This is a genomic window from Zestosphaera sp., assembly GCA_038727705.1.
Lineage (GTDB): Archaea > Thermoproteota > Thermoprotei_A > Sulfolobales > NBVN01 > Zestomicrobium.
Genome location: JAVYVJ010000001.1, coordinates 392,459 through 406,408, shown reverse-complemented (window position 1 = coordinate 406,408; position 13,950 = coordinate 392,459). Strand labels below are relative to the sequence as shown.

Sequence of the window (13,950 nt, the reverse complement as noted above, 5' to 3'; positions counted from 1 at the left end):
AACTAACGTCTGTTTCAGAGCGTTAACTCTACAAAAAGTTGTGGATTCAGGTTCCCTATTAAGCTCCCTTGGACTTCAGCTCTTGATAAGCTCTGGCAAGCTCCTCTATTACTTCCTTAGCCTGTCCAGGCTCGACCACCGCCACTGCTGCCGCACCCACCTGCAGCCCCGCAGACTCGCCCAACCTTTTCTTACTAGGCACATACACGTACGGGACTTTCTTCTCCTCGCAGAGTAACGGGAGGTGCATGACAACCTCAGGAGGCTCCACATCCTCAGCTATAACCACTAGTTTAGCTATGCCTCTCTCAATGGCCTTGGTCGTCTCGTTAGCCCCTCTCCTAACCTTACCCTCGGTCTCTCTAGCCTTCTTAACCGCCTCATAGGCTTTCTCAGCCACCTCAGGCGGTGTCTTAAACTTTATATGTACGGCCTTACTCATCCTCATCCCCTCAGTCGTCGTACCAGACACTATACACATATGGAACTTTTAAGCTTTACAACCGGAAAGCCCCACAGCTTACAATAGGGTGGAATGGCTATGGATTTGCCTCGGTGGTAAGCTCGAGCAGACAGAGGAGAGCATTGATCCCCTGGAGCTCTAATTCCTCGGGAGTGCTAGGGGATTCCAGAACTTAATCATGCATGTATACGGCCTCAACGGCCGTCTCTTCGTCGCGCGCGGTTCTTAATATCCTAACGAATCCGAACCTAACCAACTGTACTTTCTCACCAGGGTTTAAGTCACGTACTGCCGGCTCGCTTAAGCCGCTGATGATCTGCAACTCCAGTCCCTTTGGAACTAAGACATTTAACTTTATACTATTCCTTACCGGAACCCACTGAACTATAGGTAGTCTCATTTCCTTGGCTTGTTTTAGGTCATTGCCGATGAACTCGCCTAACACCACATCCCCCTCAACCTTAAGCACCCTAGTATTGCAGAGCTCCATCAATCTAAACGCTCCAGCACTCACTATCTCGCCCAAGTCGTTACGATCTATGTATACGGATAACCCGTCCTCAGAGAGGTCCAGCAATACCTCCCTACTTCCGAGGGAGGGGTTCTCGGGATGGTTGGGAAGCACCACCCTAGCAGGGCCTGAGTACTTTAATATGCGTAGCTCAACCGGGTTGGAGACGCTCATGAACCTCTTAGACTTTTTATCTATGATCTTCCTGTTTAATGCCGCTATGTTTTCCCAGTTAATAGACGCGTCACTTAACTTAACTCCTACCTCCATAATGACCTCACGTATGGTCTGTGGTTCAATACCTCTGTTCCTTAAGGAGGAAACGGTGCCGAACCTTATGTCTGAGGGACCGCTGAACTCGCCTGGCTTGCCCGCGATCAACTCCTTTATTCTTGACTTACTAAGTATGAGACCCTCCAGATTGAGCCTGCCCAGGTTAAGCACCTCAGGGTAGACCCAGCCTAAATGCTGATACAGGTATCTCTGCTTAACGGTGTTCAGTGAATGCTCTCTGCCCCTGAGTATGTGTGTAACACCCATCAGGTGATCGTCAACCCCCGCAGCAAAATTGTATGTCGGCCATACAACATACTTGGAGCCTACTATAGGATGAGGGTGGGAATCAGTGTCAATCACTCTGAAGGCAACCCAATCAACCACGGAGAGGTCCGGGTGGTTCAGGTCGGTCTTAATCCTCACCACCGCATCCCCCTCTCCAAAATAGCCGGACCTCATTTTGTCGAAAAGCTCAAGATTGGCCTCAGGACTCAAGTTCCTGTGCGGGCATGCCGCACGCTTCAACTTAAACCCCCTAAACACTTCCTGACTGCACAGATCGACGTACGCAACTCCCTTGCGTAGCAATTCCTCAGCGACCCTATAGTATGTGTTCATTCTCAAGGACTGTATGTACTCCTCACCCCACTCAATGCCCAACCACCTTAGATCTTCTTTGATCTGCTGGTAGGCCTCAGGTAAAGGCGTCTTTATCCTCGGATCCGTGTCTTCAAACCTCAGTATCATCACGCCCTTGTACATCTTAGCGTATTCGTAGCTTAGGAGCGCAGGCCTCACATTTCCTAAGTGAATGTAGAAGTCAGGGTTTGGTGCGAACCTAGTCTTGACGAGTCTGTATGACTCAACGTTCGGAAGCGGTGGTAGCCCTTTCTTCCCCCCTTTCTCCCTCCTCTGCTCAAGGAGTTCAGGGAACTCGCTCAACAGCAGCCTTTCCTGCTCACTCGGATGTAGCGCGTTGACCTCCTTAACGACCTGCGAGATGAACTTAGCCAGGCTCCTGGCAAACGGCCTTAATTCAGGATGCTCCCCGAGGACTGCACTCATCACAGGGCCCTCTACAGCCTTTCCACCATGCTCGTAAGCGTTCTTGAGGGCTAACCCCCTGACCAACCTTTGGATGTCCGGAGGCAGTTCAGTCCTATCGCTCAACACAATCACCTACCTTAATAAACACGAGAGTTGTGGAAGGCCTAGACACCGGTACCTCATGGACTAGGACTACCACTCCACTTACGTCGGATCTAACGCTCCGGACCTCCCCTTTACCAGTTATTATAGACCCTAACCTTCCGCCGAGTTTCACACACATACCCTCCTCAACATCCACCATTACTTCACTACCGCTGATCTCGATCACTCTCAACCTGTCCTCAACACTTACACTAACGCATTCACCGGAGGGGCCACATACAGTAAAATCAGGCCTCCCCTCCGGTCTCATCATAAACTCTACCAACTCATAACACTGAACCCTCTTCAACGTATCTCCTACCTTAACATGGCAATCAGGTTGCTTATAGGGATCGGAGGATCTCCCCAAGCCGCCGACGACCTCGCCAGATTTTCGAGACCCTCTCAACCTCATCCTTAGTAATTCCTCTCAGTAACGTAGAGAGCTAAATCCTTCAGGAGATCCTTAGCCTCATGATCCACTGGCTGCGTCCTGCTTAGGTAGTCTAACCCCTTCATAAGGTACGTGTCGGCCAAGCCCTCAGCAAACTCTATGGCACCGGTTGACCTAATTAGGTCAGCAACCTCCTTTAACTCCCCAATCTTCACATCCCTCTTACCCAGGACGCTCATCAACCTCTCCTTCTCACCGGGATTCAGCCGGCTTAAAGCATGAATGACTAAGACCGTCTTCTTGCCCTCCCTCAAATCACTGTAGACAGGCTTCCCTAAAACAGCCTCGTCCGCCACTAATCCCAGGACATCGTCCCTGATCTGGAACGCTATCCCGACACCCTTGGCAAATTCCTCGAGATATGTGATCTCGCTACTGGGTGCTCCTGCCAGGAGCGCACCTATGACTAGACTCGATTTAAAGAGCCCGGCGGTCTTCTTGTAGATCATCTCAAGATACTCGTCGACCGTAACGTCCCACCTTCCCTCAAACTCCATGTCGAGCGCCTGGCCCTCAGCAACGGTTACGGCAGCCCACGTGAGTTCCTTAAAAGCGTTGATCAACCTGTCGCTCGGCACAAGGCCTGAGAGCTTCGAGAGGGTCTCGTAGGATTTAGCAAACAGCAAATCACCAGCAAGTATTGCTGTATCTTCTCCATAGACTGTGTGTACCGTTGGAACTCCCCTGCGGAACTGATCTTTATCCATTATATCGTCGTGAATTAGCGTGAAGTTATGAAGTATCTCGACAGACGCCCCAGCTATGAAGCCCAGCTTTTCATTCAGCCCGTACATCCTACCACTTAAGACGAGGGCCAAGGGCCTCAGTCTCTTACCGCCCGCCTTGATTAGATGTGAAGACGCGTCATAGAGCTTCGAGGGTTTGCCGCTGACGACCTCATCAATGATTTTGTTCACCTCTGACGCCACGTACCTCGCATAGCCCATCAACCTACTGAAGTCCCTGCTCATCCAGTATACCCAGATATAGTGCGGGCATAAAATTTAAACAAGTTTCCACACCTAAAAGGTTTGAACTACTCAGCCCGCCCGTCGAACCCCCTGCTCATCAACCACTCCCTCAACATTGAGGTAATGACCACGGGTCTACTTCTCAACTCCTCAAGACTTCTGCTTCCCGTCAGGGCTATAACAGCCTTAATGCCGTGTATGAAGGCACCTATATACTCATCCAGGCAACCACCGAAGTAGGACCTAAGAACGGGGGCCGCGATCCCCACTAAGTCAGCGCCTATTCTCAAAGCCTTTACAGCATCGATTGAGGTCCTAATGCCGCCCGAACCTATCACGGTGGAGTGAGGGGCCGCCCTCCGAGCCTCAATGATGGAGGCAGCTGTCGGTATCCCCCAATCGATCAGGTTCCCAGCAATCAACTCCTTGAGTTTATCGCCCCTTCTCTGCGCCCTATGCTTCTCAACGACCACCCAATTAGTTCCTCCAGCACCCGCGACATCGAATATTCTAACGCCGATATTGCTTAGATCCTTAACGACTTCGTATGAGAGGCCCTGACCAACTTCCTTAACTACCAGAGGGATTGAGAGCTCCCTAACAATTAACTCAACCTTTCTGACCAAGTTGCTGAAGTTGGGGGTACCCTCAGGCTGCACAATCTCTTGAGCTAGGTTTAAGTGAACGGCCAGCGCATCAGCCTCGACCATGCTAACCAGTTTTTCAATAGTTCTCAAGTCATATTTGATGAACTCGTACGCCCCTATATTACCTATGACCGGAACGCTTCTAGCATATTCCCTAACCACCCTGTATGTATACTCAAGTCTTGAATCCTCAACAGCCGCTCTCTGACTCCCAAGACCTAACCCTATACCGAACTTCTCGGCAACCTCAGCGAGCTTAAGATTTATTTCTTCAGTGCCCGGAGCCCCGCCTGTCATGGCTGAAATTAGGAGAGGGGCCCTTAACTCCCTGCCGAGGAAGTGAGTCCTGACGTCGACATCGCTCAATGACACTTCCGATGCCGCGTGATGTAGCAGAAACACGTACTCAAACCACGTCGTGCCAGGTCCTTCAACATGCTTGTTGAGGACCACATCTATGTGCTCCAGTTTTCTGGCACGATTCTCGCCGCTTAAACCCATAGCACTGACCCTACTACCTTCTTTCCCTCAAGGGCGTTTAATAAGTTGTTGGGAATCAAACCATTGATCACGTAGATCTCAACATTGTTGAGATCCAACATCAAAACCTTCCTGAGTTTACTCAACATGCCGCCAGTCACGTCATGAACACCCCAGAACTCAGCAATTCTTAACGCCTCATTAACGTGCATCCCGCTCAACACCCTAGCATTACCGAACTTCTTGGGGTTTCTATCGTAAACCCCATTCACGTCAGTGACGAAAATGACCTTCTCAACACCTAGGAACTTTGCTAAGTACCAGACAATATCGTCACCAGATATTACTCTGAAGCCATCCCTACTTAAAACCACGTCACCATAAAGGAGTGGTATGACGCCAGCGTCGACCATCTTACTCACAATCCATAGGTCGCAGCTCTCATACTCAACCCCCTCACACACCGATCTGGGCGGAATCCTCACCGCAGGTAGGCGTGAACTCAATAGCGCTTCAGCGACTGCATGACTCAGCAGATCCATGTAGAACGACGTTCTAGAGAAACACTCTTGATCTATGCAGCCGGCAGTCTTAAGACACTCCTCAACTACCGGATGACCGAAGGAACCCCCTCCATGCACGAGAGCCAGTCCACAATCTTGGTGGGAGGCCCTAAAGACAGACACCTCGCCAGCCAGCCTGATCACCGTATCTAAGCGGATGGAGAATGGCTCATCCTTCCTAGTGATGACTGAACCGCCGAGCTTGACCACGACCTTCAATCAATAGTCACCTCAGCACTTACTGCTTTGTCTGCATCCGGGAAAATCACTCCAAATCCTCTCTCCCCGTGAGGGGGGTAAACGCCGTGAATTGCATACCACAGAGCGTTGTACAGCCTGATCAAGTCGCTTAAGTCTTCACCCTCCCTCAACCCGGTAAATATGTTTACTATGCAGTTCCCCGCTAAGTGTGTTAGATAATCTGCGAGCGGGGGCGTGTGCAGGGTAAACGCGACTTCCGAGCGGCTGAACACCTCAGCCATGAGATCCTTGTCTAACTCGACATGGCCTTCACCAAACCTCCATATGTAGGGCTTGCCGACTATCTGCGCCTTCCTCAATGCTAGGACGCTGTGCGGCAAGCCAACCTTAACGTCCACGTGCCAAGCAGCTTCAACTATGTCCTCGTCCAGCTTACCCCCAAGCAACTCCAGAGCCGTGTTTGTCGCGTGGACGTATGCGTACTCCCTCGGCGTGTCGGAAGAAGCTCTAAGCCTCAGTTCCAACGACACGCTCATACCTACCTCAGACAACAAATGCCTTAGAAAGGCTGTAACCCTGCCCTCTACATACGCTGGATCAGTAGAGCCTGAGACTTCCACCCTGAGGCCTCCCTCGATGAGGGTAGCCTCTGCAACAACCTCATGCGTTGTTGGGAACACTATCAGTGGGTTATGTCTGCCAGGAATAGGTATGTGGAACAGCGGTACCCATCCGTAACCACTCTTAGTAAGCTTCATCACGATCAATCCTCTTAAATACCCGCAAACCAGACTAAATGAGGGATTGGCTACTTAAGGATCCTTATAGACGAATAGCCGACGACAAGTGACTTATCTCCTGAAATATCTCCTGAGGTAGCATACTTAAGGATTTCAGCGCCTGAGGACTTACTTAGGTTGGCGTAAAGCAACAGCGTCATGACTGGCGCAACCCCGCACATAGAGATATTCCTCCTGAGGACCACCTCAAACAAACCCTCCGGATCCAACGCCTTAATCCTGTCCAAGACTAGCTGGTCCTTCCTGATCGCGTTTTCATGGGGTTCATAGTGAGTTAAGTCAGTGGTTGAGATGATGACGGCGTCCCTACCTAACTCAGTCACGGACTTAAGGATCGCGGTAGCTAGATCCTTAGCCACTTCAGGCACTTGATACATTATCGATATAGGCACTATTTTCACATCTCTAAATAGATGCTGTAGAAACGGTAGCTGCACCTCGATAGAGTGCTCTTCGTAATGTGCCAGCTTATCCGACCTAGCGTATTGCGAGTTCTCAATTACCCTCCTGGCTAACTCTACATCAACGTCGACGCGACCTAATGGGGTTTCCCAGGCACCTTCATCCCAAACAGATACAGCCTCGCCAACTCCTGTGTGGTTAGGACCCAGCATTACAAACACGTCAGGTCTGCCCTCCGATGCCATCTTGGCGTAAGAGTGCGCAGCCACAGGCCCACTGTACACGTAGCCAGCGTGCGGTACTATGAAACCCAAGCTCTCCTTATTCCTGGTATCGGAAACTCTGGGGAGAACGCCAGGTCCTGGGCTATGGGTATATGCCCACTCAATCCTTCTGATCAGCTCTTCTCTTTTCCCCTCATAGAAATAACCGGCCACCGCCGCTTTTCTAAGGCTCATTTACTGAGCACCCTAGTCTCGAAGGTCTCGGGACCAACGCTCAGTTCGCCGGTCGACGGTATGAGCCCCCTCTCTCTGAGGGTTTGCCTAGCAAGTAACCAGTATATGACAGCCAAAGATTTCCTGCCTTTGTTGTTGCCTGGAATCACTAAATCGATATTGTTAGTTTTCGAGTCGGTGCTGACGATCGCCACTACGGGTATGCCTATTCTTGACGCCTCAAGTAACGCCTGCTGGTCGACCCTAGGGTCCGTCACTACTAATATGTCCGGCTCTATGTAGGCACTCAAGTTGGGGTTGGTCAGAGTGCCAGGTATGAACCTTCCCACGATAGCTTTACCACCGGTTATCTCAGCAAATCTCTGCACGGGCTGGAAGCCGTAGGGCCTCGCCGAGACGGCGAGAACTGACTCAGGTTTGTAGCTCGCCAGGAATTTACCAGCTACACGTATCCGCTCATCTATTTTCTTAACATCTATTATGTAAGGGCCGTCCGGCCTCTGCCTATACACAAACCTCTCCATGTGCTTAGTGCACATATAAGTGCCTATGTGAACCCCTGCCTCAAGATACAAGTTAAGCGGCACCAAGAGCTCGCTACCGGCTAACCTCTCACGATCCACGTCCTCACTCATCCCATCACACCTTCCTAGAATACATTACTAGTTCCTCAATTAGATTGAGATGAGAAATAAACATTCTCCTACAGCAGTACCTCTTAACACCCAACTCGTCAAGCACCTTACCCGGCTCTCTGCCGGATTTGACCCCCTCGACGAATGCATCCCACCTATCACCGATCACAGACCCGCATGTGAAACACCTGACAGGGAAGATAACCATCAGCTCATCACCTGTAAGACTTCTGCCTAAACCGTCTGGCAGAGTAGCGCATCCACTTCTCAGGCTCCGTCCGCCTAGGATCACCTGCCAGCATCGCCCTAGAGTATTCGCTGTAGATCCTCCTTAACTCCTCGTTGTTCGTGAAGGATGCGAGTGCCCGCGCTATCGCCGTCCTGACGGCGTCTGCTTGAGCCATGACACCGCCGCCCGTAACATACACATGAATATCTACCTTACCCCACACGTTCTCGCCGGCCAGCATCAAGGGCTCCATCATCTTCAGTTTGGCCATCTCTACAGGCCAGAGCTCTATAGGAACATCATTCACCCATACCCTGCCCTTGCCCTCCTCTATCACAGCCTTCGCAACGGCTGTCTTGCGCTTGCCCACAGCAATAACTACTTTTAGTCCATGCGGCGATGATTGCATGCTCATTTCCTGCCCCTCCACCCGAGTGCTTCAGCTATCTCACTCACTGACACCACTCTCTTAATCCCTGAAGAAGGAATTTTAATCATCTTCCTACCCTCAAACTCCTTAGGAACTCCGACAAAAACCTTTAACCTGCTCAACCTTGAACGTCCTTTGTTGAAGGTCTTAGGCAACATCCCACGCACGGTGTACTTAACTATGGAGACAGGGTTTTTAGGCCTCCTCGGAGAAGACTTGCCAGGATTCCTTAAAGTTTTGATTGAAAGCCATACCTTATAGCCCTCAATAACCCTCCTCTTATCCCCGCTCACCACAGCCTTCTCAGCGTTCACCACGTAGACCCTGTAACCCTCCTTGAGGAGTTGGGCTATGCTGGAGGCCAGCCTGCCTAAGATAGCGCCTTCAGCATCTATAATGACCACATTCTCAATTTCTTCATTCTGAGCGGTCATGCTATCACCCTCACTCCACTCCCTTGGGGATTAATAGACATCAACTCCTTAATACTCATAGCCTCTCCCCCCGCACCCTTAATTTTCTCAACGGCTCTAGATGAGAAGCTTAGAGCAGCTACTGTCACCCTCTTATTGACAAGGCCGGACCCTAGAACTTTCCCAGGAACTAACAGTACTTCACCCTCAGTAGCTACCCTGCTCAACTTAGATACGTTTACAACGACTCTTCTTCGTGAAGGCTTCTCAAGGATCTCGGCCACGTAGTCCCATATAGGGGCTTTGCAGCGGTTAGCCGTCTTCCTTAGATCATCTATCAGCGACCTTACGACTATGTTGGTAGGACCCGTCCTGGCCATCTCACTCACCACCCTGAACCTTAATAGAGTCTAACGCACTTAAAAAAGCGTCCAGTTTTGATATAATTACCTTGAAGGCTTCAGCTATTATAACCTCAGGCCTCAGAGCTCCAGAGGATTCTATGACAAGGTAGAATTCGTCCTCCTTAGAACTCAGATCTATCGCCTCAGTTGGACATACCCTAAGGCATTGCCTGCAAAGAATGCAGTTCTCTTCATGAGTCACCACCCTACCCTCACTGAGGGTCAGCGCCCCTCTAGGACAAACCTCCACACACCTACCGCACAGGTTACACAGCTCTTGCCTAACACACAACCTTGCGGAGTGCGTTACCGTAGATGTGGTGACCGGAGACCATTTTATGTGTTCGACCCCCCTCCCTAGTCTGGCGTAAGCCTCCAGAGATATCTCCTGCTTAGGCCCCAGCACCACCAAGGGGATATTACCGTAAACAGGCTTCACATCAGGATCCGTAACAGGGTTTAGATTATTAGAGTAGATGGTCTTCACCTCACCCTCCCTGGCAGAGTCTCGCAGCGACAAGACGGCATAACACTCTGCAGACTCCTCAGGACTTACGTCAGCACATTCCTCAGGGCTCTTATATCTTCGTAACGCTTCATTCGAGTCAAGAGGTATTAATCCCAACCTATGTGCTACTATCTCATCATGCAGAACTGACGTATTGTTGTCGAAAACCACGAAATCCACAGCCATCGTCGGAACGTACTCCATAGCCGCTCTCCTAACCGCGTTCAGAAGCGAGAGCGGGACGTCCTTAAAGAGTAGCTTTATAAAATTCCCGCTTCTCTCAACGACTCTGACTAAGTACGGCACTTTACACCCTCCTACCCCTTCTGCCGCCAGGTCTGCGCGTGGTGTCATGCGGAATAGGGGTTATGTCTTCAATACGCCCTATTATGAACCCCGTCCTAGCCAAAGCCCTTATAGCTGCTTGAGCTCCAGGGCCTGGTATCTTAGGTCCGTGTCCGCCGGGACCCCTGACCTTTATGTGTATAGCGTTTATACCTTTATCCATCGCTTTCTGAGCCGATCTGTAAGCTATCAGCATCGCGACGTAGGGTGAGGGCTTCTCCCTATCAGCCCTGACCACCATACCGCCCGACATGGTTGCTACGGTCTCAGCCCCGCTTAAGTCCGTTATATGAACTATAGTGTTGTTGAAAGAACTGTATATGTGCGCGATACCCCATTTAAGTTCTCTTGATGTGAAAGCCATCCATCACCACCTACCCGCTGTCTGTGAGCTCCTCAACGCCTTCCCCGCTAGCCTCCTGGATCCTCACCCTGCTTGCAACGGGGGAACCCTGCATAAAATCTATTATCTGCTCTTCATCCCTGTTAACCAGGTAGCCCGGCGAGGTCACTCTCCTGCCACCAATGGCTATGTGTCCATGGGTTATCAGCTGCCGGGCTTCATGAATACTCACAGCTAGACCCTTCCTATAAACCAGCGTCTGCAATCTTCTCTGGAGGACGTCCTCCACGGTTAAGCCAAGAATGTCATCAACAGTGCCGTTCTCATTCATTAAGAAACCGGACCGGTAGAGTCTCTTGGCCAGCTCCCTCTCCCTGACCATCCTCTCATCCGGCGGAAGTGAAAGGAGGTACTTAGCCCTGTTTCTTATATTCCTCAATATGGTTTGAGCAATCCATAACTCACGCTTATTCCTTAAACCATACCTACCAAGTAATTCCATCTCTTCAGCCAATCTATCCTTAATCCAGGGATGTCCGGGTCTTTCCCATTTCCTCCTCGATTTCCTAGGGTCACCCAAAGCGATTCCCCCCTACTCACCCTCCTTCTTCTGTTGCTGAGCGACTTTACCTTTAGTCACGCCTACAACAGGCCCTATCCTGCCTGTAGTGTGCGTCTTCTGCCCCCTGACCTTAAGGCCTAGCTGATGTCTCACACCCCTCCAGCTCCTCGTCTTGATCTCCCTCTCTATATCCCCTCTGGCTTCAAACATTAAGTCAGCTGTTATTAGGTGTCTATGCTCTCCAGTTGTGATATCCTTTCTCCTGTTCAAGTACCAGCTGGGGATACCGTACTTCATAGGGTTGTTTATGACGTCCTCAATCCTGTGAACGTCGGAATCACTTAAATAACCTATGCGTGTATGAGGGTCGAGCCCTAGAATACGCGCTATAGTCAAACCCGTGTGATATCCGATACCCTTTATCCGTGCAAGCCCGTAGGGGACGAGCTGATCCCCTCCGATATCAACGCCGGCAATCCTCACTATGTGTCTGAACCTAGCCTCGCTCATTCCATTATTCACCGCACACCTAGATTAAAGGTCATAGGCAGTATATAAGTTTTAGTCTCTTTCAACAGTCACAGCCATTTAACGTGCCTGCAAGGGTAGCGATGGATAACAGCAAAACTCACTTAATTAACCCACGCTTTAGGAACCCCTACCGCACTACGTCCTAAGGTCTCCCTCACTTGTCTTACGTCTCATCGGTAATTCACGACGTGTTTAGCGATGCACTTGATCACGCGTTAGCATCATTCGTGACGGGTCAGCAAACCCTGTTAAGAGACTAACGGACTGACTGGCTGAACGAGGAGGTAGGCGGGCGGAGCGGAGTAGGTGCATGCAGTGCTCACCAGCAGTGAAGCATGGATCCATCGAAGGAAATCCCTCATTCTACAAGGTGGAGAGGGACCAGCTTCCTTCCTAGCGTTTGGAAGTGTTGTGAGGCTGTAGGTCTCCTACTCCTACAACATTTCCGTAGTGATTTTGCGTATCTTTACTTCCTTTCCGCATCTGCTGCACTTATATATTATCAGGTCCCCTTCAGCCCTGTATCTCTCATCCTCTTTAAGCGGTTTGCCGCAGTAGCACACGAAACCCACCAGTCTGGCTGGATTACCAACCACCAGTCCATGGGGGACTACGTCCTTAGTCACCACCGCTCCGGCACCCACCATTGCGTACTCACCTATAGTTACGCCGCAGACGATCGTCGCGTTAGCCCCTATGGACGCACCCTTTTTAACTAGGGTTGGCACCACCTCCCACTCAACGTTATAGGACCTTGGGTATAGGTCGTTGGTGAAGGTGGCGTGCGGCCCTACGAAAACGTCGTCCTCCAGCACCACACCTCGATATACGGAAACGAAGTTCTGTATCTTAACGTTGTTGCCGATCCTGACGTCAACGTCTATGTAGACGTCCTTACCTATGTTGCAGTTTCTACCTATCTTAGCCCCCTTCCTAATGTGTGCAAAATGCCATATTCTGGTGTTTTCGCCGATTTCAACGCCTTCTTCAACGACTGCGGTCGGGTGGGCATAATACTTCCTAGAATCGCTCATTGTGAAACACCCTCCTCCCACAGAACCTCGACCCTGTCTAACTCCACCCTACCCACCCGCTGTTGCGCTGTTTCCGTTCTATGGCCTGTTAGCCTCAAGTAGTAATCAACTAGCGTTGAGGATGACAGCACGTTAAAGCCTTGACCCCAGACTCTATAGACTAGATAGTACCTCCTCACCTCCTCGCTGAGGGCTTCGTAACCCCTCACCAACGACGAGAAGTATATCCTGACGTCGCTGTCCTCGCAAAGTGTCAGGAGTCCTGTTATCAGAGCGTCACCGGTGCGTAGATGCTCATAGTACAGCTTACTGTAGGCGCTGGCGACGCATTGATCTAAGTCTGCGCATACTTTAGCACAATCACTTAGCCTTCTTGCTAGGTATTTGGCGACCACGTAGGAGTCCACATGAAGGTAGGGGTTTATTCCAACTTCTTTAGAGATCCTAACCTTGTCCACGCCACCATTATGTATGAACCAGATCTTACCTAGCCCGTAGTCCACTTCGAAGGGATGTGCGTTAGTGGTTCCCAGGGGCTCCGTCCCCGTAGCACGTGAATGCAGTTCCAGCAGTACTTTATCGTATCTGCTTAATTTACTGCTGAAAACTTCTAGGAGTTCTATTGACTGTGGACTGAATATGGGGTGCGCCGTCTTCTCATGAAATATTGAGAGTAATTCATTTTTAAATCCTGCTACAGCTAGTCCCCACCCATCATCATGGGCTTCCCTGCGACCTCTGGTCACTTCAGCGAGGTGAGGATCCTTACGTGAGGACTCGACGAACTCGCCCATCAACTCCTTCAGGTTAGCTTTCATGAAATCCTTATCCATCACACCGACCAGAACCCTGCACACAGTACTTCACCCAATAATCCTCTAGATGTGAAATATTTTATTACCAGAATGTCTTCACGGGACCTGCCTGCTAACACTCTGAACGCTGGTGTCGGGGTAGCTGCTCTGAGGATACCGATAATGAAGTTCACGTTGTTGTGTTAGATCTGCTTTAGCCGTGTGTCTGGACTGGGTGGGTGTGTGAGCTTAGGTCAGGAGCTCCAGATTATTTCGGCGTAGGTTCCACTATGTGTCTTGATGAC

19 protein-coding genes are annotated in these 13,950 nt (G+C 50.5%); all 19 read right to left on the bottom strand.

All coding sequences use genetic code 11. The annotated features are described in order from the left end of the window. Window positions 1–58: 58 nt before the first annotated feature. The 19 genes from rpl7ae to QW772_02200 all read right to left on the bottom strand — a co-directional run bounded on the left by rpl7ae (window position 59) and on the right by QW772_02200 (window position 13,708). Window positions 59–442 carry a 50S ribosomal protein L7Ae gene (rpl7ae, locus tag QW772_02290; protein MEM0037741.1) on the bottom strand — a complete coding sequence of 128 codons (384 nt, stop codon included), beginning with the start codon at window positions 440–442 and terminating at the stop codon, window positions 59–61. A gap of 193 nt (window positions 443–635) precedes the next feature. Beyond that, window positions 636–2,420: a glutamate--tRNA ligase gene (locus QW772_02285; GenBank protein MEM0037740.1), complete on the bottom strand. Its 1,785-nt coding sequence runs from the start codon at window positions 2,418–2,420 to the stop codon at window positions 636–638. After that, on the bottom strand, window positions 2,410–2,856 hold the full coding sequence (locus tag QW772_02280) for a DUF2118 domain-containing protein (protein ID MEM0037739.1): 447 nt from the start codon (window positions 2,854–2,856) through the stop codon (window positions 2,410–2,412). The genes QW772_02285 and QW772_02280 overlap by 11 nt, the downstream gene beginning before the upstream one ends. Window positions 2,857–2,858: 2 nt before the next feature. Further along, window positions 2,859–3,866, bottom strand: coding sequence for a polyprenyl synthetase family protein (locus tag QW772_02275; protein ID MEM0037738.1), 1,008 nt, complete (start codon window positions 3,864–3,866; stop codon window positions 2,859–2,861). Between the two features lie 65 nt (window positions 3,867–3,931). Continuing rightward, on the bottom strand, window positions 3,932–5,014 hold the full coding sequence (gene fni, locus QW772_02270; GenBank protein MEM0037737.1) for a type 2 isopentenyl-diphosphate Delta-isomerase: 1,083 nt from the start codon (window positions 5,012–5,014) through the stop codon (window positions 3,932–3,934). After that, a complete protein-coding gene (locus tag QW772_02265) occupies window positions 5,005–5,766 on the bottom strand; it encodes an isopentenyl phosphate kinase (GenBank protein MEM0037736.1) in 762 nt (253 codons plus the stop codon). Before QW772_02265 ends, fni begins: the two co-directional genes overlap by 10 nt. A gap of 5 nt (window positions 5,767–5,771) precedes the next feature. Beyond that, window positions 5,772–6,515: a hypothetical protein gene (locus tag QW772_02260; protein ID MEM0037735.1), complete on the bottom strand. Its 744-nt coding sequence runs from the start codon at window positions 6,513–6,515 to the stop codon at window positions 5,772–5,774. A 50-nt stretch (window positions 6,516–6,565) separates the two neighbouring features. Beyond that, entirely contained in the window at window positions 6,566–7,417 is an 852-nt protein-coding gene (gene amrB, locus QW772_02255; GenBank protein ID MEM0037734.1) for an AmmeMemoRadiSam system protein B, read from the bottom strand. After that, window positions 7,414–8,052, bottom strand: coding sequence for a 30S ribosomal protein S2 (rpsB, locus tag QW772_02250; GenBank protein MEM0037733.1), 639 nt, complete (start codon window positions 8,050–8,052; stop codon window positions 7,414–7,416). Before rpsB ends, amrB begins: the two co-directional genes overlap by 4 nt. 4 nt (window positions 8,053–8,056) lie before the next feature. Next, entirely contained in the window at window positions 8,057–8,260 is a 204-nt protein-coding gene (locus QW772_02245; GenBank protein ID MEM0037732.1) for a DNA-directed RNA polymerase subunit N, read from the bottom strand. A gap of 7 nt (window positions 8,261–8,267) precedes the next feature. Beyond that, window positions 8,268–8,696 carry a 30S ribosomal protein S9 gene (locus QW772_02240; protein MEM0037731.1) on the bottom strand — a complete coding sequence of 143 codons (429 nt, stop codon included), beginning with the start codon at window positions 8,694–8,696 and terminating at the stop codon, window positions 8,268–8,270. After that, window positions 8,693–9,145, bottom strand: coding sequence for a 50S ribosomal protein L13 (locus QW772_02235; protein MEM0037730.1), 453 nt, complete (start codon window positions 9,143–9,145; stop codon window positions 8,693–8,695). Before QW772_02235 ends, QW772_02240 begins: the two co-directional genes overlap by 4 nt. Continuing rightward, entirely contained in the window at window positions 9,142–9,504 is a 363-nt protein-coding gene (locus QW772_02230; protein MEM0037729.1) for a 50S ribosomal protein L18e, read from the bottom strand. Before QW772_02230 ends, QW772_02235 begins: the two co-directional genes overlap by 4 nt. 1 nt (window position 9,505) lies before the next feature. Further along, a complete protein-coding gene (locus tag QW772_02225; GenBank protein MEM0037728.1) occupies window positions 9,506–10,342 on the bottom strand; it encodes a DNA-directed RNA polymerase subunit D in 837 nt (278 codons plus the stop codon). Between the two features lies 1 nt (window position 10,343). After that, window positions 10,344–10,745 carry a 30S ribosomal protein S11 gene (locus tag QW772_02220; GenBank protein ID MEM0037727.1) on the bottom strand — a complete coding sequence of 134 codons (402 nt, stop codon included), beginning with the start codon at window positions 10,743–10,745 and terminating at the stop codon, window positions 10,344–10,346. 10 nt (window positions 10,746–10,755) lie between these two features. Beyond that, a complete protein-coding gene (locus QW772_02215) occupies window positions 10,756–11,304 on the bottom strand; it encodes a 30S ribosomal protein S4 (protein ID MEM0037726.1) in 549 nt (182 codons plus the stop codon). Window positions 11,305–11,316: 12 nt separating this feature from the next. Continuing rightward, the gene (locus QW772_02210; GenBank protein ID MEM0037725.1) at window positions 11,317–11,796 is read right to left on the bottom strand and encodes a 30S ribosomal protein S13; all 480 of its coding nucleotides are present in this window, start codon (window positions 11,794–11,796) and stop codon (window positions 11,317–11,319) included. A 455-nt stretch (window positions 11,797–12,251) separates the two neighbouring features. Next, entirely contained in the window at window positions 12,252–12,851 is a 600-nt protein-coding gene (locus QW772_02205; protein ID MEM0037724.1) for an acyltransferase, read from the bottom strand. Then, on the bottom strand, window positions 12,848–13,708 hold the full coding sequence (locus QW772_02200) for a class II glutamine amidotransferase (GenBank protein ID MEM0037723.1): 861 nt from the start codon (window positions 13,706–13,708) through the stop codon (window positions 12,848–12,850). Before QW772_02200 ends, QW772_02205 begins: the two co-directional genes overlap by 4 nt. Window positions 13,709–13,950 lie beyond the last annotated feature (242 nt).

What these genes read in the sequence shown, in the direction of transcription:
- QW772_02230 (MEM0037729.1), bottom strand. Translation starts at nt 9,504, where the DNA reads ATGGCCAGGACGGGTCCTACCAACATAGTCGTAAGGTCGCTGATAGAT.
- rpsB (MEM0037733.1), bottom strand. Translation starts at nt 8,052, where the DNA reads ATGAGTGAGGACGTGGATCGTGAGAGGTTAGCCGGTAGCGAGCTCTTG.
- QW772_02245 (MEM0037732.1), bottom strand. Translation starts at nt 8,260, where the DNA reads ATGGTTATCTTCCCTGTCAGGTGTTTCACATGCGGGTCTGTGATCGGT.
- QW772_02205 (MEM0037724.1), bottom strand. Translation starts at nt 12,851, where the DNA reads ATGAGCGATTCTAGGAAGTATTATGCCCACCCGACCGCAGTCGTTGAA.
- QW772_02280 (MEM0037739.1), bottom strand. Translation starts at nt 2,856, where the DNA reads ATGAGGTTGAGAGGGTCTCGAAAATCTGGCGAGGTCGTCGGCGGCTTG.
- amrB (MEM0037734.1), bottom strand. Translation starts at nt 7,417, where the DNA reads ATGAGCCTTAGAAAAGCGGCGGTGGCCGGTTATTTCTATGAGGGGAAA.
- QW772_02240 (MEM0037731.1), bottom strand. Translation starts at nt 8,696, where the DNA reads ATGAGCATGCAATCATCGCCGCATGGACTAAAAGTAGTTATTGCTGTG.
- QW772_02220 (MEM0037727.1), bottom strand. Translation starts at nt 10,745, where the DNA reads ATGGCTTTCACATCAAGAGAACTTAAATGGGGTATCGCGCACATATAC.
- rpl7ae (MEM0037741.1), bottom strand. Translation starts at nt 442, where the DNA reads ATGAGTAAGGCCGTACATATAAAGTTTAAGACACCGCCTGAGGTGGCT.
- QW772_02260 (MEM0037735.1), bottom strand. Translation starts at nt 6,515, where the DNA reads ATGAAGCTTACTAAGAGTGGTTACGGATGGGTACCGCTGTTCCACATA.
- QW772_02210 (MEM0037725.1), bottom strand. Translation starts at nt 11,796, where the DNA reads ATGAGCGAGGCTAGGTTCAGACACATAGTGAGGATTGCCGGCGTTGAT.
- fni (MEM0037737.1), bottom strand. Translation starts at nt 5,014, where the DNA reads ATGGGTTTAAGCGGCGAGAATCGTGCCAGAAAACTGGAGCACATAGAT.
- QW772_02275 (MEM0037738.1), bottom strand. Translation starts at nt 3,866, where the DNA reads ATGAGCAGGGACTTCAGTAGGTTGATGGGCTATGCGAGGTACGTGGCG.
- QW772_02235 (MEM0037730.1), bottom strand. Translation starts at nt 9,145, where the DNA reads ATGACCGCTCAGAATGAAGAAATTGAGAATGTGGTCATTATAGATGCT.